General features: G+C 70.6%; 18 protein-coding genes. 10 read left to right on the top strand and 8 right to left on the bottom strand.

Translation table 11 applies throughout. The features are described 5' to 3' along the window. Positions 1-475: 475 nt before the first annotated feature. The 4 genes from BT364_RS29060 (at position 476) to BT364_RS29045 (ending at position 6,896) form a co-directional block, all read left to right on the top strand. Positions 476-1,678 (top strand): plasmid pRiA4b ORF-3 family protein, encoded by a 1,203-nt coding sequence (locus BT364_RS29060; protein WP_072488212.1) that lies wholly within the window; start codon positions 476-478, stop codon positions 1,676-1,678. Next, positions 1,654-2,685, top strand: coding sequence for a hypothetical protein (locus tag BT364_RS29055; RefSeq protein ID WP_072488211.1), 1,032 nt, complete (start codon positions 1,654-1,656; stop codon positions 2,683-2,685). The genes BT364_RS29060 and BT364_RS29055 overlap by 25 nt, the downstream gene beginning before the upstream one ends. A gap of 99 nt (positions 2,686-2,784) precedes the next feature. After that, entirely contained in the window at positions 2,785-5,658 is a 2,874-nt protein-coding gene (locus BT364_RS29050; protein WP_079179682.1) for a DEAD/DEAH box helicase, read from the top strand. Next, positions 5,655-6,896, top strand: a complete 1,242-nt coding sequence (locus BT364_RS29045; RefSeq protein ID WP_072488210.1) for an SWIM zinc finger family protein — start codon at positions 5,655-5,657, stop codon at positions 6,894-6,896. The genes BT364_RS29050 and BT364_RS29045 overlap by 4 nt, the downstream gene beginning before the upstream one ends. Before the next feature lie 224 nt (positions 6,897-7,120). Here the strand turns inward: BT364_RS29045 and BT364_RS29040 are convergent, their stop codons facing one another. Further along, entirely contained in the window at positions 7,121-7,432 is a 312-nt protein-coding gene (locus BT364_RS29040) for a hypothetical protein (RefSeq protein WP_079179688.1), read from the bottom strand. Positions 7,433-7,532: 100 nt separating this feature from the next. On the opposite strand from BT364_RS29040, the gene BT364_RS29035 reads away from it, so the two are divergent. Continuing rightward, a complete protein-coding gene (locus BT364_RS29035) occupies positions 7,533-8,432 on the top strand; it encodes an LLM class flavin-dependent oxidoreductase (RefSeq protein WP_072488209.1) in 900 nt (299 codons plus the stop codon). A 120-nt stretch (positions 8,433-8,552) separates the two neighbouring features. Then, positions 8,553-9,419 carry a Cof-type HAD-IIB family hydrolase gene (locus BT364_RS29030; protein ID WP_072488208.1) on the top strand — a complete coding sequence of 289 codons (867 nt, stop codon included), beginning with the start codon at positions 8,553-8,555 and terminating at the stop codon, positions 9,417-9,419. 43 nt (positions 9,420-9,462) lie between these two features. Here BT364_RS29030 and BT364_RS29025 read toward each other — a convergent pair whose 3' ends face one another. From BT364_RS29025 to hisC, 5 genes are all read right to left on the bottom strand, one after another. After that, positions 9,463-11,166 carry a GAF domain-containing sensor histidine kinase gene (locus BT364_RS29025; protein ID WP_072488207.1) on the bottom strand — a complete coding sequence of 568 codons (1,704 nt, stop codon included), beginning with the start codon at positions 11,164-11,166 and terminating at the stop codon, positions 9,463-9,465. Between the two features lie 57 nt (positions 11,167-11,223). Further along, the gene (gene cydD, locus BT364_RS29020) at positions 11,224-14,775 is read right to left on the bottom strand and encodes a thiol reductant ABC exporter subunit CydD (RefSeq protein WP_072488206.1); all 3,552 of its coding nucleotides are present in this window, start codon (positions 14,773-14,775) and stop codon (positions 11,224-11,226) included. Between the two features lie 106 nt (positions 14,776-14,881). After that, entirely contained in the window at positions 14,882-15,883 is a 1,002-nt protein-coding gene (gene cydB, locus BT364_RS29015; protein WP_072488205.1) for a cytochrome d ubiquinol oxidase subunit II, read from the bottom strand. Between the two features lie 18 nt (positions 15,884-15,901). After that, on the bottom strand, positions 15,902-17,410 hold the full coding sequence (locus tag BT364_RS29010) for a cytochrome ubiquinol oxidase subunit I (protein ID WP_072488204.1): 1,509 nt from the start codon (positions 17,408-17,410) through the stop codon (positions 15,902-15,904). 291 nt (positions 17,411-17,701) lie between these two features. Then, a complete protein-coding gene (gene hisC, locus BT364_RS29005; protein ID WP_072488203.1) occupies positions 17,702-18,781 on the bottom strand; it encodes a histidinol-phosphate transaminase in 1,080 nt (359 codons plus the stop codon). Positions 18,782-19,154: 373 nt separating this feature from the next. Here hisC and BT364_RS29000 point away from each other — a divergent pair, with 373 nt between their 5' ends. The 3 genes from BT364_RS29000 (at position 19,155) to BT364_RS28990 (ending at position 22,505) form a co-directional block, all read left to right on the top strand. Beyond that, complete coding sequence (locus BT364_RS29000; RefSeq protein ID WP_072488202.1) at positions 19,155-20,267, top strand: LacI family DNA-binding transcriptional regulator; 1,113 nt, start codon at positions 19,155-19,157, stop codon at positions 20,265-20,267. Positions 20,268-20,440: 173 nt separating this feature from the next. Continuing rightward, a complete protein-coding gene (locus BT364_RS28995) occupies positions 20,441-21,499 on the top strand; it encodes a metallophosphoesterase (protein WP_072488201.1) in 1,059 nt (352 codons plus the stop codon). Between the two features lie 181 nt (positions 21,500-21,680). Next, positions 21,681-22,505, top strand: coding sequence for a hypothetical protein (locus BT364_RS28990; protein WP_072488200.1), 825 nt, complete (start codon positions 21,681-21,683; stop codon positions 22,503-22,505). A 111-nt stretch (positions 22,506-22,616) separates the two neighbouring features. On the opposite strand, the gene thiC is transcribed toward BT364_RS28990, so the two are convergent. After that, positions 22,617-24,431 (bottom strand): phosphomethylpyrimidine synthase ThiC, encoded by a 1,815-nt coding sequence (thiC, locus tag BT364_RS28985; RefSeq protein ID WP_072488199.1) that lies wholly within the window; start codon positions 24,429-24,431, stop codon positions 22,617-22,619. A 157-nt stretch (positions 24,432-24,588) separates the two neighbouring features. Here thiC and BT364_RS28980 point away from each other — a divergent pair, with 157 nt between their 5' ends. Then, entirely contained in the window at positions 24,589-25,950 is a 1,362-nt protein-coding gene (locus BT364_RS28980) for a YibE/F family protein (RefSeq protein WP_079179681.1), read from the top strand. 81 nt (positions 25,951-26,031) lie between these two features. Here BT364_RS28980 and BT364_RS28975 read toward each other — a convergent pair whose 3' ends face one another. Continuing rightward, positions 26,032-26,469: an SsgA family sporulation/cell division regulator gene (locus BT364_RS28975; RefSeq protein ID WP_072488197.1), complete on the bottom strand. Its 438-nt coding sequence runs from the start codon at positions 26,467-26,469 to the stop codon at positions 26,032-26,034. Between the last annotated feature and the right edge of the window lie 20 nt (positions 26,470-26,489).

The raw sequence follows: 26,489 nt of genomic DNA, 5'->3' as shown, positions 1-26,489 counted from the left end.
GTCCCGTGCCCTGCCGTACGCCCGTGCCCTGCCGCGCCGGAAAATCGCACACCTGCACGGACCGGCCCAGGCGCTTTCCGGCCCCGCATGGTCGTATCCATGCGTCTGAGCACTGTGATTCTGCCGACCCTCACCGCCGCCACGGCAACCGAGCGCCTCCGCCTGGGCACCCTCGTCACCTCGGTCAAGCCTTCTTCGCCCATCGCGTCCTGACCAGGAGGAATGAGCTCCCTCGCTGACCTCGACCGCTTATCGGTGGGCGGCGCAGGACCCCTGGAAGGCCGCCGAAGTCGCAGCGCGCTGCCTGCGAAGGCATGCGCGGGCACAGGGTACCCGCCGTGGGTGACGCCCACGCCGTACTCGCCGAAAGGGGCGGCCGACGTGGTGACCGGTTTGAGCGAGGCACACCGGGGACGCGATGATGGGGCCGTTCAAGTAGGCCCCGGCCCAGTGGGAGCGGCAGGTGCGGCGAGACGTGGAGGCAGTGCCGTCCGATCTCCAACTGAAGATCGTGTTGCACGGCACCAGACCACCCCTGTGGCGGCGCATCGTGCTGCCGTCCGACACTTCGCTAGGCACGCTGCACGACGCCATCCAGGTCGCCTTCGGCTGGGGTGGGGGTCATCTGCACCTGTTCACCGACGAGTTCAGCCGTGGGTACGGCAACCCGGCCGAGCTTCTCGGTCTCGACTTCGGCCGCGGAGTGGACGACGAGGACGCCACCGCGCTCGGCGACGTGCTGGCCGAGGAGGGAGCGCGGCTGCGTTACACCTACGACTTCGGGGACGACTGGGAGCACCGGATCACGCTGGAGAAGACGCTGCCGCGCCCGACGGGCGCGGAGCGCACGGTGCGCTGCGTCGGCGGGCGTCGCGCCGATGTGCCGGCCGAGGACATCGGCGGCGCGTGGGGGCTGGCGGAGGTGCTGGAGCTCCTCGACCACCCGGACCGGGGCGGGGTTGACGCGTATGGTGGACTCGTCGCCGAGCTGCGTGCGGCCGGTCACGATCCAGCCGTCTTCGACCCGGACAAGGTCACCGGGCGACTGGCTCGGTTGACGCCGGACACGGTGTCCGCCAGGGCGGGGCAGCCGGCCGGGCGCGGCAGTGCCCGGCAGCTGACGGCCGAGGACGTGGCGTCGTGCACCTGCGGGCGGTGCCGGGTGGGCGATCCGGTCGATGCCGACGGCGAGGGTCCGGCCGAGGATGTGCCGCTGCTGCGCCCGGTGACCCTGGCACCGCGGGAGGACCTCGTCGCGGCCGTGCGGGGTGTCCCGCTCCTCGACGCGGCGCTGCGGCTCTCCGCCTGGTGCGGCGAGGGACGGCAGGTCACCGCCGGCCGGGTGCTGCGGCCCGCGCTCGCTCGTACGGCCATCGAGGAGCTTCGGCTGTGGAAGCTGGCCGACGGTGACTCACCGTTTGCCGATGCCGTGTCACGGGCCCGTGTGCTGAAGGCGCTGCGGAGTGCCAAGGACGCGGCCGTTCTCGACGATCCGTGGTGGCTCGCCGTGGAAGGTGGGTTGATCACGATCAGCGGGGGCCGCGCGTGGGGCGGCGCGGTCACCGACTTCGACGGCGAGGATCTTCTGGAGTTCTGGTCCGCCACGGTGGGCATCTGCTGGAGGAGATCGGCGAGACGGGGCTGCTGGACGGGTTGCCCGGTGAGGCGGGAGAACTGACGGCCGAGATCGCTGACGGGCTGGTCGGCCTGTTGTACGACGCTCCGGATGACGCCTGGCTGGATGCCGACGACGTATACGCGAAGGCTCGCGAGGCGGGCGAGGAATGGCCGGAACTCGAGGTGTTCCAGGCGCTGTTCGCGGCGTCCTTCCGGGAACTGGGTGAAGGGCTCCGCCTGCTGGGTGCGGTGGAGTTCAAGCCTGGTGACGGCGGCAGAACCCTTACGGATCCGCTGCGTGCGCTTCTGAACGTCATGGGCGGACGGGAGCTTGCCGGTTCGGGTATCTCGCCGGCGGCGTCGGACCGGACAAGTGAGAAGCGGCGCGGGGACCGCATGCGGCTGACCCCGCTCGGCCGCTACGGGCTGCGTTCCTACCTGGTGGAATGCGGAGTGCCCGCTCCGCTGCTTGGTGAGTTCGCCGAAGCGGACGCCGCCACCCTGCTCCAGGGGCTCCTGGGCTACTCCCCCGAGGAGATGCGCCGGGAGGTCGAAGGCTGGCTGGAACACCGCTCTGCGGCCGATGCCGCTGTGGGGCTGCTCGACGCCTGCGCGGGGGACGGCCCACAGGCCGCGGCAAGGCGTGGCGTGGCCCGGACGGTGCTGGCCGGCCTCGACGACCCCCGAGCGCTGCGGGTGCTGCGGAAGGCCGCGGACTCCGAGGTCGAGGGGAGCCACCAAGTGGCCGCCGCAACCCTGGGCGGGCACCCTCGGGCGGAGGCGCATCTGGACCCGGCGCTGGCCGAGGCGGCCGGGCTGTGGCTGCTCATCGACGGGCTCTCGGTCTTCGTCTGCTCCCAGGAACGCGAAGAGCTGGTGCGGAGCTTCCTGGAGAACCGGAGCACGACCACTCAGGCGTTCGAACAGCAGGTGGACGACTTGTGGCGGGTGGAGCACCCGGCCACCGCGCAGGTCCTCGCCGAACTGGGCGAGGGCCTGCGCGGCGCCGACAGACAGCTGGCCAAGCGCATGCGTACCGCGGCGAACAGAGCCCGCTCCCGCCGGTGACGGCAGGGCTCGACCCTGCCGGCGGGTGACGGCGTGGTGGGATCCGATGGCGAGCGGGACGCGGTGCGGACCACCTGGGACATGATGGGGCGAAAGAGAATGGCACAGGTCGTCGTACGAGAGTCGGCCACGGGTACGAGAAGCGCGCCGCCGCTGGCCACGCCGGAGGCGACCGCCTTCGCGAGCGATCTGCTCGGGGAAGGCTGTGCTGCGGTGTTCCTGCCCGGCGAGCCCGCCCGCCTCGGACGGCTGCTGCTGTGGAACCCCGCCGGGGCGGCCATCGGGTACAGCATGGTGCCCGCGGGCGTCGAGACCCAGTCGGTGGAACTGGTGCTGCCGCACGGCCGCTCGGTCAGGCGCCGCAGGGTGAAGGGCTACGCGCTTCCCGTCGCCGTCGCCGTCGCCGCCCTGGCCGGGACCCGACCGGCGCATCCGGCCGCCGCCGCCTGGCAGGCAGCCGCCCGCTTCGCGCTGCGGATGCTCGCCGACGGCCGTCTTCACCCGGCCCTCACCCCCGCCGGCTACGACACCTGGCAGGCGGGCCCCTTCACCGCCGCCCAGCGTCAGACGCTGGACGCCCTCGCCGCCGCTTTCCCACCCCACGCCCACTGCCTGCCCGAGCCCGGACCGGCCCCGTTGCGGATCGCCGAACCAGCCGCACTGGTACGCCAGTTCTGCGACGCAGTTGCCGACGAACTGGTCCGTACCCCGGCCGCTCCGCTCGCCATGGGAGCCCTGCCGTACGCCTGGCGCGAGGCGCGAGCGGTACCCGCCCTGCGCGAGTGGGCCGAGGAGACCGCCACCGCGTTCACCGCCGAGGTCGGGGTCTCGCTGCGCGTCGACGTTCCCGAGGGACGCAGGCAGCGGTTCCGGGCCGTCCTGCAGGTGCACACCGCAGCGGATCCGTCGCTCGTCGTCGAGGCCGCACGGCTGTGGAGCGAGCCGGCCGAGGTGGAGCAGTTGCTCGGACCGCGCGCCGAGACCGAGACACTGCTCGCGCTGCGCCGCGGCGCCCGCGCCTGGCCCCCGCTCCAGCGGCTGCTCCAGGACGCCGCTCCCGATCAGCTCCGGCTGACCGACGACGAAGCCTTCGACCTGCTGGGAGACGCCACTGACACGCTGCGCACGGCCGGTATCGACGTGCACTGGCCGCGCGAACTGGTCAAGGCACTCACCGCAACCGCGGAGATCGGTCAGCGCACCACCCCCGGCTCCAGCGCGGGCGGCCTCCTCGACACCGACGCCCTGCTCGACTTCCGCTGGCAGATCTCACTCGGCGGCGAGCCGCTCACCGAGGCCGAGATGGACGCCCTCGCCGAGGCGCGCCGCCCCCTCGTGCGGCTTCGTGACCAGTGGGTGGTCGCCGACCCGAGGCTGGTGGCCCGCGTCGGGCGCCGCCGGATGGAACCGCTCACCCCCATGGAGGCGCTGAGCGCCGCACTGACCGGCGAGGTCGAGCGGGACGACGAACCGATCCCCTGCACGGCGGTCGGCCCGCTCGGCGACCTCGTCGCCCGTATCCGCGACCCCGAGTCCCGCACCCCCGCCCCGCAGCCCACCGCCCTCAAGGCCACGTTGCGCGACTACCAGAAGCGGGGTCTCGCCTGGCTGGCCGAGATGTGCGAACTGGGCCTCGGCGGCTGCCTCGCCGACGACATGGGCCTGGGCAAGACCATCACCCTGATCGCCCTGCACCTGCACCGCCAGACTGGCGTCGCCACCGCCGGCCCCACCCTCGTCGTCTGCCCCGCCTCCCTGCTCGGCAACTGGCAGCGCGAGGCAGCCAGGTTCGCGCCGTCCACCCCCGTGCGCCGCTACCACGGCGGCGACCGGCACCTCGAGGACCTGGCCCGCGACGAGATCGTCCTGGTCACCTACGGGGTGCTGCGCCGCGACCGCGAAGTCCTCGCCGAAACCGCCTGGTCGCTGATCGCAGCCGACGAGGCCCAGCACGTCAAGAACCCCTACACCGTCACTGCCCGCCACCTGCGTGCCCTGCCCGCCCTCGCCCGCGTCGCCCTCACCGGCACCCCTGTGGAGAACAACCTCTCCGAACTGTGGGCGATCCTCGACTGGACCACCCCCGGGCTTCTCGGCCCGCTCACCGCCTTCCGCGACCGGCACGCCCGCGCGGTCGAGGCGGGCGAGGATCCCGAGGCCGCCGAGCGCCTGTCCCACCTCGTCCGCCCCTTCCTGCTGCGTCGCAAGAAGTCCGACCCGGGGATCGCGCCCGAACTTCCGGCCAAGACCGAGACCGACCGCGTCGTCGCGCTGACAGCCGAGCAGGCCGGCCTGTACGAGGCAGTGGTCCGCGAGACCATGACGAAGATCGGGGAGTCGGAGGGCATCGCCCGGCGCGGACTGGTGCTGAAGCTGCTCACCGCTCTGAAGCAGATCTGCAACCACCCGGCCCAGTACCTGCGCCAGTCCACGCCGTTGCGCGGCCGGTCCGGCAAGCTCGACCTGCTCGACGAACTGATCGACACCATCACCGCCGAGGGCGAGTCGGTGCTGGTCTTCACCCAGTACAAGCAGATGGCGACCCTCCTGGAAAGACACCTCGCCGAGCGCGGCGTCCCCACCCTCTTCCTGCACGGCGGCACGCCCGTCGCCGGGCGCGAGGACATGGTGGAACGCTTCCAGCACGGTGAAGTCCCCGTGTTCCTGCTGTCGCTGAAGGCAGCGGGCACCGGACTCAACCTCACCCGCGCCACCCACGTCGTGCACTACGACCGTTGGTGGAACCCGGCCGTCGAGGACCAGGCCACCGACCGCGCCTACCGCATCGGCCAGGACAAGCCCGTCCAGGTGCACAAACTCCTGACCGAGGGAACCGTGGAGGACAAGGTGGCGAAGCTGCTCGAATCCAAGCGCGCGCTCGCCGACGCCGTCGTCGGCTCCGGCGAGGCCGCCCTGACCGAACTGTCCGACACCGACCTCGCCGAACTCGTCGCCCTGGGGAGGCAGTCGTGAGCCCCTCCGTCCCCGGCCCGCGCCGTGCACCCGCCCATGGCAGGCGAGCCTTCGCGGCAACCTGGTGGGGCCAGGCGTGGGTGACGGCCCTGGAGGGCTCCACCTTGGACGCCGGGCGCCTGTCCCGCGGACGCACCTACGCCCGCCAGGGCATGGTCGGCCCGACCACCGTCGCCCCGGGCCAGGTCAAGGCCGCTGTCCAGGGCAGCAGGCCGCACCCCTACCGTTCCTTCGTGCACCTGCCCGTCCTCACCGACATCCAGTGGGACACCCTGCTCGACGCCGTCGCGGCCCGTGCCGGGCATCTCGCCGCGCTCCTCGACGGCGAAATGCCCGCCGAACTCGTCGACGACGCCCACCAGGCGGGCGTGCCGCTGCTCCCGCGGCCCACCGAGCTCGACCCGGACTGCTCCTGTCCCGACTGGGGATACCCCTGCAAGCACGCCGCCGCGCTCTGCTACGCCGTCGCCGCCACCATCGACGCCGACCCCTTCGTGCTCTTCGCCCTGCGCGGCCGCGGTCGCGAGGAAGTCCTCGCCCAGCTGCGCTCACGCCGTACTGCGGCCCAGGAGACCACCCGACAGGCCCCGGCCGGCGTCCCGGCCGCAGGCGCCTATGCGGCCCGGGCCGCCTTGGCCGAAAACACCCCGCCCCTTCCCGAACCCCCCGAGCCCGCCGTCCACACCACCGCACTGCCCGCCGCCGCGCCGCCCGGCACCGGCCTGTCCACCACGGACCTGCAACGTCTCATGGCCGACACCGCCGCACGCGCCGGCCGTCTGCTGACGGGCGACACCACGAGCCTGCACCTGACCCAGCACCAGGACGCGGTACGGATCGCCGCAAGCAGCCCCGGACCCGAGTGGTTCCACCACCTGATCCAGAGCACCGACGCCAAACCGACCGCGTTCGCCCGCCTCACCCGCGCCTGGCGCCACGGCGGCGCCACCGGCATCACCGTCGCCGAACAGCCCTGCACTCCCGACCCGGCGGCGATGTCGGCCGCCCGCACCACCCTGACCGCGGCCCTCACCGAGATGGCCACCGCCCCTGTCCCCCTCAGGGCCTGGCGCAACCGCCTCACCCTCACCGGCCATGGCATCCAACTGCGACTGGGCCCCGACGCCCGCTGGTACCCCTACATCCAGGACGACGGCGGCGAATGGTGGCCCGCGGCGCCGCCCGACGCCGACCCCGTCGCAGCGCTCACCGCGGTCTGGCAGCAGGCCGGGGAGTAGCGTGTACGCGACCACTTCGCGCTCGGCGTTGACGAACAGTACCTGGCCGCGCTGACCCGCTGGTGCTCCGTCCGTGCCCCGCAGTACCAGGAAGCAGGCGGGGACAGCCGTGCCGTGGAAGGCGTTCGGTCCGCATCCGCTGCCACCCCTGCTCGATCTTTTCAGGGTTGCGGAAGACCCGCTCGGGTTGGCTGGTGGCCGCGTGAAGTGAGAGGTGCCCGGCCTCAACCGGCCCAGTGGCGGTACGCCTCGATCCAGTCCGCCCCCTCGGGCGCCGGGCTGGGCAACGGCAGCTCCAGGATGCCGATCGACTGCCGGACACGGCCACGAGAGCACAGGGCGGCGATCCTGCCGTCGGGCGTGAGGTCGACGCCGTGCACAGTTACCTCGACGCCGAGAACCGCGGTGGTGAAGGGCAGGTCGAGGCACTCCTCAAGCATGGTGAACAGACCGGTCAGCTGCTCGTCCTCGTTGTAGGCGTCGACAGTCGCCTCTTCGATCATGGCCTCGAGTTCGGCCCTTCCCAGCGTGCCCATGACGCCACGGTAGCGACCCCATCGCGGCGTCGGCGTGGCTTCCCTGATCTGCTCCGTCGGCATATCCGTGGCAGCAGGAAGCACGCGTATCGTCGGGGTCATGCGTCTGAGCACGGTGATCCTCCCCATCCACCGGTGGGCCGAAGGACAGAAGATCTGGCAGCGGGCCGAAGACCTCGGGTTCCATGCCGCCTACACCTACGACCACCTGGCCTGGCGGACCTTCCGCGACGGCCCCTGGTTCGGTGCCCTGCCGACCCTCACCGCCGCCGCCACGGCGACCGAGCGCCTCCGCCTGGGCACCCTCGTCACCTCCCCCAACTTCCGGCACCCCGTCACGCTCGCCAAGGAACTCATCACGCTCGACGACGTCTCCGACGGGCGCCTCACCCTCGGCATCGGTGCCGGCGGCAACGGCTTCGACGCCACTACCCTGCGCCGCAGCGACGAGGAGCCGTGGACGCCGCGCGAGCGGGCCGACCACTTCGACGAGTTCGTACCGCTGCTCGACCAACTGCTCCGTGAGCCCTCGGTGACGTACGAGGGCACGTTCTACTCGGCGCACGAGGCCCGGAACATCCCCGGCTGTGTGCAGCGGCCCCGGCTGCCGTTCGCGGTGGCGGCGACCGGCCCGCGCGGGATGAAGCTCGCCGCCCGGTACGGCCAGGCCTGGGTCACCACAGGCGACCCGAAGCTGTACGAGACGGGGACCCCGGCGCAGTCCGTGGAAGCCATCCGGGGACAGCTCGCCAAGCTGGACACGGCCTGCGAGTCCATCGGCCGGGATGCCGCCGAGCTGGACAAGATCCTTCTCACCGGCTTCACCCCGGACCGCCCGCTGCAGTCCTTCGACGCCTTCGTGGACTTCGCGGGCACCCACTTCGCGCTCGGCTTCACCGAAATCGTCATCCACCTGCCGATCCCCGACTCCGACTTCGCGGCGGACGAGAAGGTCTTCGAACGCATCGCCACCGAGGGCCTGGCCCAGCTCGGACGCTGACCAACCCGCCCCGGGAACCGGTGGCATACGCACCAGGCATGTTCACCTGGTCAGGGGCGTGCATCCTCAGATGTGCGCCCCTCCGCACGCCCGTGCACCCTCGTGCGCGAGAATGGGCGGGTGACCTCAGCTACCGACTCGCCTTCGCCTGCCGCAATCCGGCTGATCGCCACCGACCTGGACGGCACCCTGCTCCGTGACGACAAGACGGTCTCCGACCGTACGGTCGCCGCGCTGGCCGCTGCCGAGGAGGCCGGTATCGAGGTCTTCTTCGTCACCGGACGCCCGGCCCGCTGGATGGACGTCGTCAGCGACCATGTGCACGGCCACGGCCTGGCGATCTGCGCCAACGGCGCGGCGGTCGCGGACCTGCACGCCGGCGGCGAGCTGGTCAAGGTCCGGCCGCTGGAGCGCCCCATCGCCCTCGATGTGGTCCACTCGCTGCGCGCCGCCGCCCCCGGCACCTCCTTCGCCGTCGAGCTGGCCACCGGCATCCACTACGAACCTGACTACCCGCCGTTCCACCTGGATCCGTGCGCCTCGGTCGCCGTCGCCGAGAAGCTGCTGCACGAGGAGGCGCCCGGCACCGGCGTCCCCGTACTGAAGGTCCTCGCCCACCACGCCGAACTGACCCCGGACGACTTCCTCGACCTGGCCCGCACGACGGCCGGGGGCCGGGCCTCCTTCACCCGGTCCAGCCCCACGGCCCTGCTGGAGGTCAGCGGTCCCGGTGTCTCCAAGGCCAGCACGCTGGAGCTCTGCTGCGCCGAGCGCGGCATCTCGCCCGCCGAGGTCGTCGCCTTCGGGGACATGCCCAACGACGTGGAGATGCTGAGCTGGGCGGGCACCTCGTACGCGATGGGCAACGCCCACCCGGCCGCGCTCGCCGCTGCCACCGGCCGGACCGGCAGCAACGGCGAGGACGGCGTCGCGGTCGTCATCGAGCGGATCATCGCCGAGCGCCTGGCGTCCGGCGCCGGGCGCTGAGCCCCTCCGGAGAGGGACAGCCGCCCGGCCGCCTCCCGAACCCTCAGAGGGGCGCCTCCCACACCACCGTCGTACCGCCTCCGTCCTCCCCGATCCCGGGGCCGAACCAGCTCGCGCCGCCGAGCGACTCCGCCCGGCGCGCCAGGTTCCGCAGCCCACTGCGTCGGCCGCCCTCGGGGATGCCCACTCCGTCGTCGGCGACCGACAGCCGCACCGCGTCCCGCCCGTCGGGCAGCGTGACGGTCGCGTCGACGACCACGTCGATCAACGACGCCTCAGCGTGCCGGAAGGCATTGGACAGCGCCTCCCGCAGCGCCGCGATCAGGTTCTTGCCGGTCAGCTCGCCGACCAGCGAGTCGACCGGGCCGAGAAAGCGGTGCGAGGGTTTGAAGCCCAGCGGGACCGCCGCCATGTTGATCTCGCGCAGGACGCGGGTGCGGAGCCCCGACGGCGCCTCGGCGGGTTCCTGCTGCAGCGCGAAGATCGCGGTACGGATCTCCTGGATGGTCACGTCCAGTTCGTCGACCGCCCGGCCGACCCCGGTCTGCACCTCGGGCACCACCGACCGGCGCTGGGCGCTCTCCAGCATCATCCCGGTGGCGAACAGCCGCTGAATGACCAGATCGTGCAGATCGCGGGCGATCCGGTCCCGGTCCTCATAGACCGCGAGCCGCTCCCGGTCCCGCTGTGCCTCGGCCATCATCAGCGCGAGCGCCGCCTGCGAGGCGAACTGGGTGGCGAGGGTCCGCTCCGCCTCCGTGAACGGTCTGCCGCCCCGGGCGCGGGGGGTGGCGAGCGCGCCGAGCACCCGCCCGCCGCTGTGCAGGGGCAGCAGCATGCTCGGGCCGTACCGATGGGCCAGCCTGGTGACCATGCGGGCGTCGTTGGCCGAATCGTCCACGAAGACCGCCTCGCCGCCGAGCAGCTTCGCCGCCACCGGACTCTCGTGCCCGATGATCACTCCCAGCGAGGAGGAGGGGTCGTCCGCGGAGACGGCGACGATCTCCAGTCCGCCGTCCTCGGTGGGCAGCAGCACGATCCCGGCGGCGGCGTCGGCGAGCCGGCGGGCCTGTTCGGCGACGACGGACAGCGCGTCGTCGGCGTCCCCGCCGGAGAGCAGGGCGGTCGTCACGGCCACCGATCCGTCGATCCACCGCTCGCGCTGGCGTGCCGCCTCGTACAGCCGGGCGTTGCCGATGGCGATCCCGGCCTCCGTGGCGAGCACCCGCACCATGTGCAGGTCGTAGTCGTTGAACTCGCCGCCCTCCTTCTCGGCCAGATAGAGGTTCCCGAAGATCTCTCCCTGTACGCGGATCGGGACGCCGAGAAAGGTCCGCATCGGGGGGTGGCCGGGCGGGAAGCCGGCGAACCTCGGATCGGCCGTCAGATCGGCGAGCCGCACCGGTACAGGGTCGTGGATCAGCGCGCCCAGCAGCCCGCGGTGTCCGTCGGGGCGGTGGCCGATCTCCTCCGCCACCTCGTCCGGCACTCCGTACGTGACGAAGTCGGAGAGCCCTTCGCCCTCCTCGTCGACGACGCCGATGGCGGCGTAGCGGGAGTGGGTGAGTTCGGCGGCCGTCTCGCAGATCCGGTCGAGGGTGGAGTGCAGTTCCAGGCCCGCGCCGACGGAGCGCATGGCCTCCAGCAGCTGTGGGATGCGGGCGGTGATTTCGGTGGACAGGCCCTGCAGGCTGCGGGTCGCCTGGGTAGCGGCTTCGAGTGAGTCCTTCGGGTCCTGCTCCGGCATACCCCGAGAGTAGTTAGTCCCGATTGGGGAGGAAAGTCGGCTGTCGTGCCGCCCGGCTCACACCCGCGCGCCCACGGCTTCCTCCGACACCCTCGCGGTCCCCTGCTCGCTCATCGCTCCGCCGGGTACCCGCGTGGTCTCCCGCTCGCGTTCCAGCATCCGCCGCAAGGGGCCTTCCCCGGCGGCGAGATCGGCGTACGGGCCGCGCTGCACGATCCGGCCCGCGTCCAGCACCAGCACCTCGTCGACAGCTTCGAGCCCCTCCAGGCGATGGGTGATCAGCACAGTCGTGCGCCCCTCGGTGGCGGCCAGCAGATCCGCCGTCAGGGCGTCCGCGGTCGCCAGGTCGAGATGCTCGGCAGGCTCGTCCAGGACGAGGACGGGAAAGTCGGCGAGGATCGCCCTGGCCAGGGCGAGGCGTTGGCGCTGTCCGCCGGAGAGGCGTGCGCCGTGCTCGCCGACGAGGGTGTCGAGCCCGTCGGGCAGCGCCTCGGCCCAGTCGAGCAGCCGGGCCCTGCCGAGGGCGGCACGCAGCTCCTCGTCCGTCGCGCCGGTACGGGCCAGCCGCAGGTTCTCCCGGATGGAGCTGTCGAAGACATGGGCGTCCTGGGCGCACAGCCCGACGTACCGCCGGACCGTGTCCCCCTCCAGCGCACCGGCGTCGACCCCGCCGATCCGGTACGTCCCCGCCCGCGCGTCCAGGAAGCGGACCAGGATCTGCGCGAGGGTCGTCTTCCCGGAGCCGGAGGGCCCGACGACGGCGATTCGCCGGCCGGCCGTCAGCGTCAGGTCGACGGTGTCGAGAGCGTCCCGTTCCGCTCCCGGGTAGCAGGCCGACAGCCCTCGTACCTCCAGCGGGAAGGGCGATGCGGGCGCCTCGGCCGGGCTGCCGGGTTCGCTTACCGGCAGCGGCGCGTCCAGCACCTCGAACACCCGCTCCGCGCTCCGCTCGACCCGCCTGCGGTACTGCGCGGCGAGCGGCAGCCCGGTCACGGCCTCGAAGGCGGCCAGCGGGGTAAGCACCACCACCGCGAGTTCCACGCCCGCGAGCCCCCCGTCGTGCACGGCGGGAAGGGCGACGAGTGCGGTGGCGACGACGGTGAGGCCGGCGATCAGAGTGATCAGGCCGGTGCCGAGTGCGGTGGCGGTGGCCGCGCGCGCGGCGATGCGGGTCAGTACGCCGTCGGCCTCCCGGGTCCGTTCGGCGCGGGCGGGCAGGGCACCCGCGACGGTCAGTTCGGCGGTCCCGCCGAGCAGGTCCGTGATCCGGGTGGCCAGTTCGGCGCGGGCGGGGGCGAGTCGTCGTTCCGTGTGACGGGAGCAGGCACTGCTGACCAGCGGCACTCCCACCCCGGCCAGCAGCAGCCCGGCGGCGAGCACGACACCCGCGGCCGGCAGCAGCCAGCCGATGAATCCGGCGGCCGCCGTTCCGACGACCACGGCGGTCCCGGCGGGCAGCATCCAGCGCAGCCAGTAGTCCTGCAGGGCGTCCACGTCGGCGACGAGCCGGGAGAGCAGGTCCCCGCGCCGGGTCCGGCGCAGTCCGGCGGGCGCGACGCGCTCCAGGCCCCGGTAGACCGCGACGCGCAGCTCGGCGAGCATCTTGAGCACCGCGTCGTGCGACACCATGCGCTCGGCATAACGGAAGACGGCCCGCCCGAGTCCGAAGGCGCGGGTCGCGGTCACGGCGACCATCAGATAGAGCACCGGGGGCTGTTCGGAGGCGCGGGAGATCAGCCAGCCTGAGACGGCCATCAGCCCGACGGCCGAGCCCACGGCGAGGCTGCCCAGCAGCAGCGCCAGTGCGAGCCGGCCGCGCTGTGCCCCCGCGGCTTCCCGGACCCGTGCCAGGACCCGGCCGGAGCGGGCCTCGGTGTCCCGCAGTGCCTCGGGCTCCGGTGCCTCTTCGTTACGGCCGGAGGGAGCGCTCGTCGGGCGCGGCGCGGTCGCCCCGGTCCTCGCCGGCCGCGCCGCCGCGGACGGTTCCAGGGTCACCACCCGGTCGGCCACCGAGAGCAGCGCCGGACGGTGCACGACCAGCAGCACGGTCCGTCCCGCCGCCAGCCGTCGTACCGCCTCGACGATCCCCGCTTCCGTCTCGCCGTCCAGGCTCGCGGTCGGCTCGTCGAGCAGCAGCAGCGGGCGGTCGGCGAGGAAGGCCCGGGCGAGCGCCAGCCGCTGCCGCTGTCCGGCGGAGAGACCGGCGCCGTCCTCGCCGAGGAGCGTCCGCTCCCCGTCCGGGAGTTCTGCCACGAAGTCGTACGCCCCGGCGTCCCGCAGCGCGGCTGTCACCGCGCCGGCGTCGGCGTCCGGTCGGGCCAGTCGTACGTTCTCCGCGATGGTGCCCGCGAAGAGGTACGGGCGCTGCGGCACCCAGGCGATCCGCTCCCGCCACTTGTCGGGCGAGAGCGTCGCCAGATCGACGCCGCCGATCCGTACCCGTCCCTCGTCGGGCGTGGTGAAGCCGAGCACCACATCGAGCAGGGTGGACTTCCCGACGCCGCTGGGGCCGACCAGGGCCACGGTCTCCCCCTCGTCCACCACCAGCGAGGCCCCGGCCAGCGAGGGTTCGGTACGTCCCTCGTGCCGTACGGTCACCCCCTCCAGCTCCAGCCGCAGCGCACCGGGTACACCCGCCGTGCCGGCCTGTCGGGGCTCGGTCTCCAGGACCGCGAAGATCTCCTCCGCGGCCGAGAGCCCCTCGGCGGCCGCGTGGTACTGCGCTCCGACCTGGCGGATCGGCAGATAGGCCTCGGGCGCCAGGATCAGCACCACCAGGCCGGTGTAGAGGTCGAGTCCGCCGTGGACCAGCCGCATGCCGATGGTGACGGCGACGAGGGCCACCGACAGCGTCGCCAGCAGTTCCAGGGCGAAGGACGACAGGAACGCGATCCGCAGGGTCCGCAGTGTGGCCCGGCGGTACTGCGAGGTGATCGTACGGATGGACTCGGCCTGTGCCTTGGCGCGGCCGAAGACCTTCAGCGTCGGCAGTCCGGCGACCACGTCGAGGAAATGTCCGGAGAGCCGGGACAGCAGCCGCCACTGACGGTCCATCCGGGACTGCGTGGCCCAGCCGATCAGGATCATGAAGAGCGGGATGAGCGGCAGCGTGACGACGATGATCGCCGCCGAGACCCAGTCCTCGGTGACGATCCTGGCGAGGACCGCCACCGGCACGACCACCGCGAGTCCGAGCTGCGGCAGATAGCGCGCGAAGTAGTCGTCGAGCGCGTCCACGCCACGGGTCGCGAGCGCCACCAGGGAGCCGGTGCGCTGTCCGTTCAGCCAGCCGGGGCCGAGCGCCGCGGCCCGCGCCAGCAGCCGGCCGCGGAGTTCGGACTTGACCGCCGCGCTGGCCCGGTACGCGGCCAGTTCGGTCAGCCAGGAGACCAGCGCCCGGCCGAGCGCGACTGCGGCGAGCAGGATCAGCGGGGTCCGTAGCCCGGAGACCGTCAGTCCGTCCTCGAAGCCGCCCACCACCACTTCGGCGATGAGCATGGCCTGGGCGATGACCAGCGCGGCGCCGACGACTCCGAGCGCCACCACGGCCGCCAGGAAGAGGCGGGTGGCGCGGGCGTAGCGGAGCAGACGCGGGTCGATCGGTTTCACGTGAAACAGCCCCTAGCGAGCTCGGTCGGTGGACCAGGGTCTGTCCGGCGGATCGGGGTCGGTGTCGTGCCCCGGCCACGATCCGCCGGACAGGCTTCGGATCCGTTCAGTGCGCTTCGGCGATGTGCTGCGTACCGATGCGCTTGCGGAACACCCAGTACGTCCAACCCTGGTACAGCAGGACGAGGGGGGTGGCGATCCCCGCACACCAGGTCATGATCTTCAGTGTGTACGGGGTGGACGAGGCGTTGGTGACCGTGAGGCTCCAGGCGTCGTTCAGCGAGGACGGCATGACGTTCGGGAAGAGCGTCAGGAAGAGCATGGCGACCACGGCCGCGACGGTCATCCCGGAGAACGCGAACGACCAGCCCTCGCGTCCCGCCGCGATCGTGGCGACCGCGGCGACCAGCGCCACCACGGCGATGATCATCGCCAGCAGGCTCCAGCCGTCCCCGTTGTCGAGCTGGGTCCAGATCAGGAAGCCGAGCGCGAGCACCGCGGTGACGATCCCCAGCTTCAGCGCCAGCCCGCCGGCCCGCTCCCGGATGTCCCCGGCCGTCTTGAGCCCCGCGAACACGGCGCCGTGGAAGGTGAAGAGGGCGAGCGTGACCAGTCCGCCGAGGATGGCGTACGGGTTGAGCAGGTCCCAGAAGTTGCCCACGTACTCCATGTCGGCGTCGATCTTCACGCCGCGCACGATGTTCCCGAAGGCCACGCCCCAGAGCAGGGCGGGGAGCAGCGAGGTCCAGAAGATGGCGTGCTCCCAGTTGGTCTGCCACTTCTCACCGGACCGCTTGGCCCGGTACTCGAAGGCGACCCCTCGCACGATCAGGCAGACCAGGATGAGCAGCAGCGGCAGGTAGAAGCCGGAGAACAGGGTGGCATACCACTCGGGGAAGGCGGCGAAGGTCGCACCGCCCGCGGTGAGCAGCCACACCTCGTTGCCGTCCCAGACGGGCCCGATCGTGTTGATCAGGACCCGACGTTCCTTGCGGTCGCGGGCCAGCAGCTTGGTGAGGACACCGATCCCGAAGTCGAATCCCTCCAGGAAGAAGTAGCCGGTCCAGAGGACGGCGATGAGTACGAACCAGACATTGTGGAGTTCCATCTCTCAGCTCCTCTGCTCTCAGTAGGAGAAGGCCATCGGCCGGTCGGCGTCGTCATGGTCGCCGCCGATCTTGGTGGGCGGGTTGAGGTCGGCCTCGGTGAGCTCCGGCGGACCTGCCTTGATGTACTTCACGAGCAGCTTGACCTCGACGACCGCGAGCACGGCGTAGAGCAGGGTGAAGCCGATCATCGAGGTCAGCACCTCGCCCTGCGAGACGCCGGGGGAGACCGCGTCGCGGGTCTGGAGCACTCCGTAGACGACCCAGGGCTGGCGGCCCATCTCGGTGAAGATCCAGCCCCAGGAGTTGGCGATCAGCGGGAAGAGCAGCGTCCAGAGCGCGAGGATCCAGTAGCACTTGGCGAACTTCGGGCTGAGTGCCTTGTTCTTGAAGAGGACCAGGTTCGGCACTTCGTCCTCACCGGTCCGCAGTCCCGGCGGCAGCATGAACTTCTTCCGGGTCAGCCACAGTCCGAGGATGCCGAGGGCGAAGGAGGCCATCCCGAAGCCGATCATCCAGCGGAAGCTCCAGAACGCGACCGGGATGTTGGGCCGGTAGTCGCCGGGGCCGAACTTCTCCTGCTCGGCCTTGTTGATGTCGTTGATGCCGGGGACGTACGAGGTGAAGCTGTCGTCCGCGAGGAAGGACAGTATCCCCGGGATGGAGATCTCCACGGTGTTGTGGCCCTTGGCCACGTCACCGACCGCGAAGATCGAGAAGGGCGCCGAGTCCTGGCCCTCCCAGAGCGCCTCGGCGGCGGCCATCTTCATCGGCTGCTGCTTGAACATGACCTTGCCGAGCTGGTCGCCGCTGATGGCGGTGAGCAGTCCGGCGATGACCACGGTGACCAGGCCGAGCCGCAGCGAGGTCCGCATCACCGGAATGTGCTTCTTGCGCGCCAGGTGGAAGGCGGCGATGCCGACCATGAACGCGCCGCCGACCAGGAAGGCCGCGGTGATGGTGTGGAAGAACTGGGCGAGCGCGGTGTTCTGGGTGAGCACGTGCCAGAAGTCGGTGAGCTCGGCGCGGCCGCGTTCCTTGTTGATCCGGTAGCCGACCGGGTGCTGCATCCAGGAGTTGGCCGCCAGGATGAAGTAGGCGGACAGGATGGTCCCGATGGAGACCATCCAGATGCAGGCGAGGTGGATCTTCTTCGGCAGCTTGTCCCAACCGAAGATCCACAGCCCGATGAAGGTGGACTCGAAGAAGAACGCGATCAGTGCCTCGAACGCGAGCGGGGCACCGAAGATGTCACCGACGAACCGCGAGTAGTCGGACCAGTTCATGCCGAACTGGAACTCCTGGACGATGCCGGTGACGACGCCCATGGCAATGTTGATCAGGAAGAGCTTGCCCCAGAACTTCGTCGCCCTTAGGTACTTCTCGTTGTTCGTCCGGACCCAGGCGGTCTGCAGGCCGGCGGTGAGCGCGGCGAGAGAGATCGTCAGGGGGACGAACAGGAAGTGATAGACGGTAGTGATACCGAACTGCCATCGCGCCAGGGTCTCCGGCGCCAGAGCTAGCTCCACGTCGTCTTCTCCTTACGTCGCCGTAATCACACCGGCAGTTTGCCCTTTAAATCCGACTAATCACGGGAGGAACAGGACACGCTTGTGAACGCGTTCACATTCACAAACATTATGGCGCACGGACTTTCGGGACGTTCGGGCGGGGTACCCCTCTTGGGACGTTCCGATCAATCTGCCCGAACCAGACGCCCCGGGAGCACTGCGGCCCCCAGGCAGCGAGAAGGCCCCGTACCTCGTCGACGAGGTACGGGGCCCGGGCCACGGGTCGGGCAGACGGCCTGCGCGACCGCCCTACAGCTCCTTGCGGTACGACTCGGCCACCTTCAGGAACAGGTCGTTCGCCTCGTCCTCCCCGATCGTGACCCGCACGCCCTCGCCCGCGAACGGCCTGACCACCACTCCGGCCCGCTCGCACGTCGCGGCGAAGTCGGCGGTACGGTCCCCGAGCCGCATCCAGACGAAGTTCGCCTGGGAGTCCGGCACGGTCCACCCCTGGCCGGCCAGCGTCCGCTGCACCCGCTGACGCTCGGACACCAACGAGCCCACCCGCCCCAGGAGTTCGTCCTCGGCACGCAGCGAGGCGACCGCCGCGTCCTGCGCGAGCTGGCTGACGCCGAAGGGCACCGCCGTCTTGCGCAGCGCCGCCGCCACCGGCTCGTGGGCCACGGCGAAGCCGACCCGCAGCCCCGCCAGGCCGTAGGCCTTGGAGAAGGTCCGCAGCACCGCCACATTGGGCCGGTCCCGGTAGATCTCGATGCCGTCCGGCACCTCGACGTCCCGGATGAACTCCCGGTACGCCTCGTCGAGCACCACGAGAACATCGCCCGGCACCCGGTCCAGGAACCGCTCCAGCGCGGCCCGGCGCACCACGGTGCCGGTCGGGTTGTTCGGGTTGCAGACGAAGATCATCCGGGTGCGGTCCGTGATCGCGTCCGCCATCGCGTCGAGGTCGTGCACCTCGCCGTCGGTCAGCGGCACCTTCACCGAGGTCGCACCGCTGATCTGCGTGATGATCGGGTACGCCTCGAAGGAGCGCCAGGCGTAGATGACCTCGTCACCCGGGCCCGAGGTGGCCTGGAGCAGCTGCTGCGCCACACCGACCGAGCCGGTCCCGGTGGCGAGGTGCGACAGAGGCACACCGAAACGCTCGGCCAGCTCGTTCATCAGGCCGGTGCACGCCATGTCCGGGTAGCGGTTGAAGTTCGCGGCCGCGGCCAGGGTGGACTCCATCACCCCGGGCAGCGGCGGATAGGGGTTCTCGTTGGAGGACAGCTTGAACGCGACCGGTCCGCCGGCCGCGGCCGGCTTGCCCGGTACATAGGCGGGGACGCCGTCCAGCTCGGCGCGCAGCTTGGGGCTCGTCTCGCTCACCGCAGGTCCTCCTCGACCGTCTCTGTACACATCAATACTGCTCACCTTATGAGGATTGGGCGCCGCTGCGAATGGCCCCGGGCGTCCAATCGTCCGGTGCGACCAGGAATGGGGGGAGCGCTCCCGCCTCCGGCGCGCGCCGGTGGCTCACTCCGTGGCGCGCGTCCCTCGAAGAGGTGAGATGAGACCTCTTCGAGACATCGACCATTTAGCAGGCCCATCGACTTCGATGCATGACACACTACGGTCAGGCCCATCAACGTCCTTGGTTTTCAAGGCATTTGACCATTAATGATCATGCAAAAACGTGCCTGTCAACGAATGAATATGCGACCGGGCCAACCGCCCCTCCGAGCCCTACTATCGGCTCGCCATGACAGCAGCAGGGAAGCACCAGGTGAGCCGGACGGACACACCCCGGCGCGGCGGCCGGCAGGGACGAGCGGGAATCCGGGATGTGGCCGCCGCCGCCGGAGTCTCCATCACGACCGTCTCCGACGCGCTCAACGGCAAGGGCAGGCTCCCGGACGCCACCCGCCGCCATGTCCGCGAGGTCGCAGAGCGCCTGGGCTACCGCCCTTCCGCCGCGGCCCGCACCCTCCGTACCGGCAAGTCCGGCCTCATCGGCCTGACTGTGACGACCTACGGGGACGAACCTTTCACCTTCACCGAATTCGCGTACTTCGCCGAGATGGCCAGAGCGGCCACCTCCGCCGCGCTCGCCCGCGGCTACGCCCTCGTCATCCTGCCCGCCACCTCACGCCACGACGTCTGGTCGAACGTCGCCCTCGACGGCACCGTCGTGATCGACCCCTCCGACCAGGACCCGGTCGTCACCGAACTCGTACGCCAGGGGCTGCCCGTCGTCTCGGACGGCCGTCCGGCCGGCACCCTGCCGGTCACCGCCTGGGTCGACAACGACCACCGGGCCGCCGTGCTCGACCTGCTCGACCATCTCGCCGCCGCCGGAGCCCGCCGCATCGGCCTGCTCACCGGCACCACCACCGACACGTACACCCGCCTCTCCACCAGCGCGTACCTCCACTGGTGCGAGCGCGTGGGCCAGGACCCGGTGTACGAGTCGTACCCCGCCCACGACCCGTGCGCGGGTGCGGTCGCCGCCGACCGTCTGCTCGCCCGCCCGGACCGGCCCGACGCCGTCTACGGGCTCTTCGACCCCAACGGCACCGATCTGCTGGCGGCGGCCCGCCGGTACGGCCTGCGCGTCCCCGAGGACCTGCTGCTGGTCTGCTGCAGCGAGTCCACCGTGTACGCGACGACCGAGCCCCCCATCACCACCCTCTCGCTCAAGCCGCGCAGAATCGGCACGGCAGTCGTCCAGCTCCTGATCGACGCCATCGAGGGCGTGGCTCAGGACGGACCGGTGGAGCAGGTCATACCGACCGAACTCATCGTGCGGACCTCCTCGCAACGCCGTCCACCCCGCACCACGGTCAGCGCACCCCGCTCTCCGGCAGGGGATTGATCAGGCGATTTCGGACCAATCGGCTGGTGAACCCGACGTGCGTCCGGATTCACCACCCCTGGTGCGTCACACAGCACGATCCGCATTCCTATGATGGGCGCACGACACCGCGGACCGCCCCGACCAGCAGGGCCCGTCAGGTGTACGGCGGCGCGACGGTGGTGGAGGGGTCGATGACACAGGGGGCCGGTCAGGAACCCGTGGTGCGGACTGCGACGTTGCGCGACTTCCGCGTACCGCCCTATGCCCAGACCCCAGTGCCGCCATCGCCACCGCACCCGGGCAACGCCGTGCCCGGCGGCGAGCCGCCGGAGGGGTACACGCCCACCGCGCGCGATCTTCCCGTGATCAACCGCGGTGACACCCTGCAGGTGGCAGCCGTCCCCGACCCGCGGCCCGTCCCGGACCAGGGCCTCGGACCGCTGTACGTCGTCGGCGACGTCCACGGCTATCTGGACGAGCTCCACGCCGCCCTCGCCGAGCAGGGCCTGATCGACGCCGACGGCAAGTGGTCGGCGGGCAATGCCCGGCTCTGGTTCCTCGGCGACTTCACCGACCGGGGCCCCGACGGCATCGGGGTCATCGACCTCGTGATGCGCCTGTCCGCCGAGGCCGCGGCCGCCGGCGGCTACTGCAAGGCCCTGATGGGCAATCATGAACTGCTGCTCCTCGGCGCCAAGCGGTTCAGCGACACCCCGGTCAACTCCGGCGCGGGCACCGCCACGTTCCAGGCCGCCTGGCTGCTCAACGGCGGCCAGAAGAACGACATGGAGCGGCTTCAGGACGTCCACCTCCAGTGGATGTCACGGCTCGACGCGATCGTCGAGGAGGACGGGCATCTGCTGATGCACTCCGACACGACGGCCTACCTCGAATACGGCACCACCATCGAGGACGTCAACGACACGGTGCACGCCATCCTCACGCGTAACGACGCCGATGAGTGCTGGGACCTCTTCCGCAAGCTCACCAAGCGGTTCGCCTTCCGCGACGAGTCGGGTCCGCAGGCCGTCCGGGAGCTGATGGCGGCCTACGGCGGACAGCGCATCGTCCATGGTCACAGCCCCATTCCGTACCTCCTCGGAGAGGTCGGTTCGGAGGACGGCGAGGACGGCTCCGGCCCCGTGGTCGAGGGTCCGCACGTGTACGCGGACGGGCTCGCCATCGCCATGGACGGCGGAGTGACCATGGCCGGAAAGCTACTGGTCGTCCAACTGCCCCTGCATGACTGACGTTCTTCTGGGAAGACGCTCCCAGGAACTGAGCACGCCGAACACCGGGCCTAATTACGGAAACCCCCTGTCACCCCGTGCCGTGGGCGCTCTACCATCGGCGTATCAGTAGCAGGCTCTCCTCCGTTTCCGCCCGACTGCCGTCCTGATCGGGCATTCAGGCCCGACGGAGCATCGGGGGATGCACATGAACAGCGCTCCGCACCTGCTGGCCGAGGACCGACCCGAGTACGAGCGGATCCTCGACGACGCACTGCGCCATGCCCATGAACGGCCGGATCTGGCCGCGGTCGGCGAGCGGCTCAACGCCGTACAGCTGCGCACCATGGCACTGGACGCCACGGAGTTGATCACCTCCACGGCCGCCACCGAGTACAAGCACTATGTGCAGGCCCGCGAGGAACTGCGCGGCTCCGCCGAAGGGGAGGACCACGGGGCGGGCACCGGGTCCGCTGCCGCCCGTCCGCATCAGTCGGGCGCCGGCATAGGAGCCGTGGTCACGGTCCTGGCGCCAGTGCTCGCCGGTACCGCCGCGTTCATATTCCTGCTGGCCGGCTATCTGCTGAGGCTGCTCGACCCGCCACCATCGTTCGCCTCCACCATGGTCTCCGCCGGCTGGTTCTTCGCGGCGGTCACGGCCGCAGCCATCCTGGCCGCCGCCGTCGGGCTGCTCATCACCGCGCTGCGCAACGGATCGGACTCGCAGCCCATCGACGACGAGGAGGACGAACTGCCGGAGGACGTGGCACGGGCCAGGGAGGCGTGGCGCCATGCCCTGCTGGAGCGCGGCATCCTGCCGTTCCTGCGGGACGCGCTCGCCGATCCCGAGGCCGGTCCCGCCGCGCGCACCCCGCTGCCCTCGGCAAACCGCATCCCGAAGGTCGGCTACAGCCGGCCGGACTTCTCCAGCCCGGGCGACGGCCCGGCGGCGGGCCCCCGCCCGACGTTCACCTCACCGGACTTCACCAGCCCCGACTTCGGCGGTCCCGAGCACGAGCTCGACTGACCGGGTCCGCACTAGCGAACGGCGGGACCGGTCGCCCCGGAAGCCGGAGCCTCCGGGGCCACCGCTCGGGCCTGTCCGGCCACGATCCGCCGGACAGGCCCGAGTCCCGGATCAGTCCGCGATCGGCAGATAGACCCGGTTGCCTGCCGCCGCGAACTCCTTGGACTTCTCCGCCATGCCCGCCTCGATCTCCGTCTGCGAACCGCCGTGCTCGCGCCGGATGTCCTGGGAGATCTTCATCGAACAGAATTTCGGCCCGCACATCGAGCAGAAGTGCGCCGTCTTCGCCGGCTCGGCGGGCAGCGTCTCGTCGTGGAACTCCCGTGCGGTGTCCGGGTCGAGAGCCAGATTGAACTGGTCCTCCCAGCGGAACTCGAAACGGGCGTCCGAGAGCGCGTCGTCCCAGTCCTGCGCTCCCGGGTGTCCCTTGGCCAGGTCCGCCGCATGCGCCGCGATCCTGTAGGTGATGACGCCGGTCTTCACATCGTCCCGGTTGGGCAGGCCGAGGTGCTCCTTCGGCGTGACGTAGCAGAGCATCGCCGTCCCCCACCATGCGATCATCGCCGCGCCGATGCCCGAGGTGATGTGGTCGTACGCCGGCGCGACATCGGTGGTCAGCGGGCCGAGCGTGTAGAAGGGCGCCTCCTCGCAGATCTCCTGCTGAAGGTCGATGTTCGCCTTGATCTTGTGCATCGGGACATGGCCCGGGCCCTCGATCATGGTCTGGACGCCGAACCGCTTGGCGACCGCGTTCAGCTCGCCCAGCGTGCGCAGTTCGGCGAACTGCGCCTCGTCATTGGCGTCGGCGATCGAGCCGGGACGCAGCCCGTCGCCCAGCGAGTACGTCACGTCGTAGCTCGCGAGGATCTCGCAGAGCTCCTCGAAGTGCTCGTACAGGAACGACTCCTTGTGGTGCGCGAGGCACCACGCCGCCATGATCGAGCCGCCGCGGGAGACGATGCCGGTCTTGCGGCGGGCGGTCAGCGGGACGTACGGCAGGCGCACGCCGGCGTGGACCGTCATGTAATCGACGCCCTGCTCGGCCTGCTCGATGACGGTGTCCTTGTAGATCTCCCAGGTGAGTTCCTCTGCCCGCCCGTCGACCTTTTCGAGGGCCTGGTAGAGCGGAACGGTGCCGATCGGCACGGGGGAGTTGCGCAGAACCCACTCACGGGTGGTGTGAATGTTGCGGCCGGTGGACAGATCCATGACGGTGTCGGCGCCCCAGCGCGTCGCCCACGTCATTTTTTCCACCTCCTCCTCGATGGAGGACGTCACCGCGGAGTTGCCGATGTTGGCATTGACCTTCACCAGGAACCGCTTACCGATGATCATCGGCTCGGTCTCGGGGTGGTTGACGTTGGCCGGCAGCACGGCCCGGCCGGCCGCGATCTCCTCGCGCACCATCTCGGGCTCGACGTTCTCCCGGATCGCCACGTACTCCATCTCCGGGCTGATCTCGCCCCGGCGGGCGTACGCGAGCTGGGTCACCGGCTGCCCGTCGCGGCTGCGGCGCGGCAGTCGCGGGCGGCCGGGGAAAACCGCGTCGAGGTTGCGCAGCCCTTCCCCGAGCTCTCGGCTTCGCTCAAGCAGGGGAGACCCCATTCGCGGCGAGGTGTGCTTGAGCCCGTCGTCCTCGGGGCGGGCGGGGCGGCCCGGGTACTCCTCGGTGTCGCCGCGGGCGACGATCCAGTTCTCCCGCAGCGGTGCGAGGCCGCGGCGGACGTCGGTCTCGACGGTGGGATCGGTGTACGGACCCGACGTGTCGTACAGCGTCACGTCCTTGCCGTTGGTGAGGTGCACCTGACGGACCGGCACCCGGAGGTCCGGGCGCGAGCCCTGGACGTACCCCTTGTGCCAGCCGATGGACTTCCCGGCCTCGTCGCTCTGATTCGAGGCAGGCGTGCGTGCGTCCGCTGTGGTCATGAGACCTACTCCCTACGCCGGCATTACCCGGTAACAGGTTCGGCGGTCGGCGCAGCCCCTCCCGTACAGACGTACGGATATCAGCGCCCTCTCAGCCCGGTGCTCCGAGCTCCCGCGTGTGCAAAGGTCCCTCCACGCTAGCCCCCCGTCCGGCGTAATGAACAGAGGGCCCGTCCCTTCTTGCGATGATCGGCCGGTGACGTCCCTCCATATCGACCACGAACCGCAGGGCCATCAGCACGGCCACTCGCACAGCCACGGCCCTGCCGCGCCCGTCTCCAAACATCTGCGCAAGGTCATCGCGGCCGTCCTGATCCCGTTCGCCACCGCCGTCCTCGTCGGTCTGGTGGCGCTCTGGCCGGGCGGTGCGTCGGCGCACGAGCGGACCGGCGTCGGATTCGACCGGCAGACCCAGCAGGGAAAGGTGGTGAACATCGACATGGTGGACTGCAAGGACGTGAATGCGGTCCAGACGCCCATGAGCGGGGACACCACACCGCCCTCGGGAAACGAGAGGGGACTGTGCAAGAAGGCCACAGTCGAGGTGACGGCCGGTCACGACAAGGGCCGCACCTTCGTCGAGATCGTCCAGCCCGACTCCCCGCGCCAGTTGCGCCAGGGTCAGGGCGTGGTCGTGGCGTACGCCCCGGACGCGCCCCGCGATCTGCAGTACTCGGTGACGGACGTCAACCGGAAGTTCCCGATGGCCCTGCTGGCCGGGATCTTTGCCCTGGTCGTGGTCGCGGTGGGCCGCATGCGCGGGGTGATGGCACTGGTCGCGCTCGCGGTGTCGTTCGCCGTGCTGACCCTGTTCATCCTCCCGGCCATTCTCCAGGGCTCGAATCCGCTGCTCGTCGCAGTGGTCGGGGCCAGTGCCATCATGCTGATCGCGCTCTACATGTGCCACGGCCTGACCGCCCGCACATCGGTCGCGGTGATCGGCACGCTGATCTCACTGCTGCTGATCGGACTGCTCGGGTCGCTCTTCATCGGCTGGGCGAGCCTGACCGGCAACACCGATGACAACACCGGCCTCATCCACGGCCTGTACCCGCACATCGACATGAGCGGCCTGCTGCTGGCCGGTGTCATCATCGGTTCGCTCGGGGTCCTCGACGATGTGACCGTGACCCAGACCTCGGCGGTCTGGGAACTGCACCAGGCGAACCCGACGTTGGGTGTGCGAGGCCTCTACCGGGCAGGGATCAGGATCGGACGCGACCACATCGCCTCGGTCGTCAACACACTGGTGCTCGCCTACGCGGGCGCCGCACTGCCGTTGCTGCTGCTGTTCTCCATCGCGCAGAGCAGCGTAGGGACGGTGGCCAACAGCGAGCTGGTGGCGGAGGAGATCGTACGAACGCTGGTCGGCTCGATCGGACTGGTCGCCTCGGTGCCGGTGACGACGGTGCTCGCTGCGCTGGTCGTCTCCGCGGACCGCACAGGGCTCGGCGCGGAAGCCGGAGCTTCGGCACCCGTACGGGCCGGGAAAGGCCGTCGTCGTAGGACGAAGCCTTGAACGTCTCCGTCAGGTGAGAAATTCACCCATTCGGCAGGTGCCGTGTTCGACCGGTGAGCCGGTCGGCGGCGCCCGTTCCCGTCAGCCGGCGTTCTGCTCCTCGGCAAGGATCCGGCCCAGGGCATCCTCCAGGTTTCCCTCGAAGTCACCCAGCGTGCACTCCTGCCCGAGCGGCACAAGCTTGTCGGTACGGTCGAGAAACGCCACAAGTGGTGCCGTACCAGCCCTGAAGAGGGCCCGGTCCTCGCCGACCTGAAGCCGGATATGTACGTCGGAAAGCCCCTCGGGCTCAGTGGGTCCGATGTGCACATCACCGTCACCACTGGGGCTGTTGAGGCCGTCGAGCAGCAGCTCACGGCCGAATGCCCAGGTGACGGGGGCGTCACCTGGCAGATGGAAGGTCATCCGGATCGCATACGGATCGCAGACCTCGTACCGGAGCTCCACCGGGATCCGGAAAGAGAGTTCCTCGGAAACGAGGAAACTCATCATGACCTCAGCTTGAACCGACTCGCGCATCGTTCAACCCCGCAGTAGAT

The sequence above is a fragment of the Streptomyces atratus genome, from assembly GCF_900119365.1.
Taxonomy (GTDB): Bacteria; Actinomycetota; Actinomycetes; order Streptomycetales; family Streptomycetaceae; genus Streptomyces; species Streptomyces atratus_B.
This window is presented reverse-complemented; position numbering and strand designations above follow the sequence as displayed.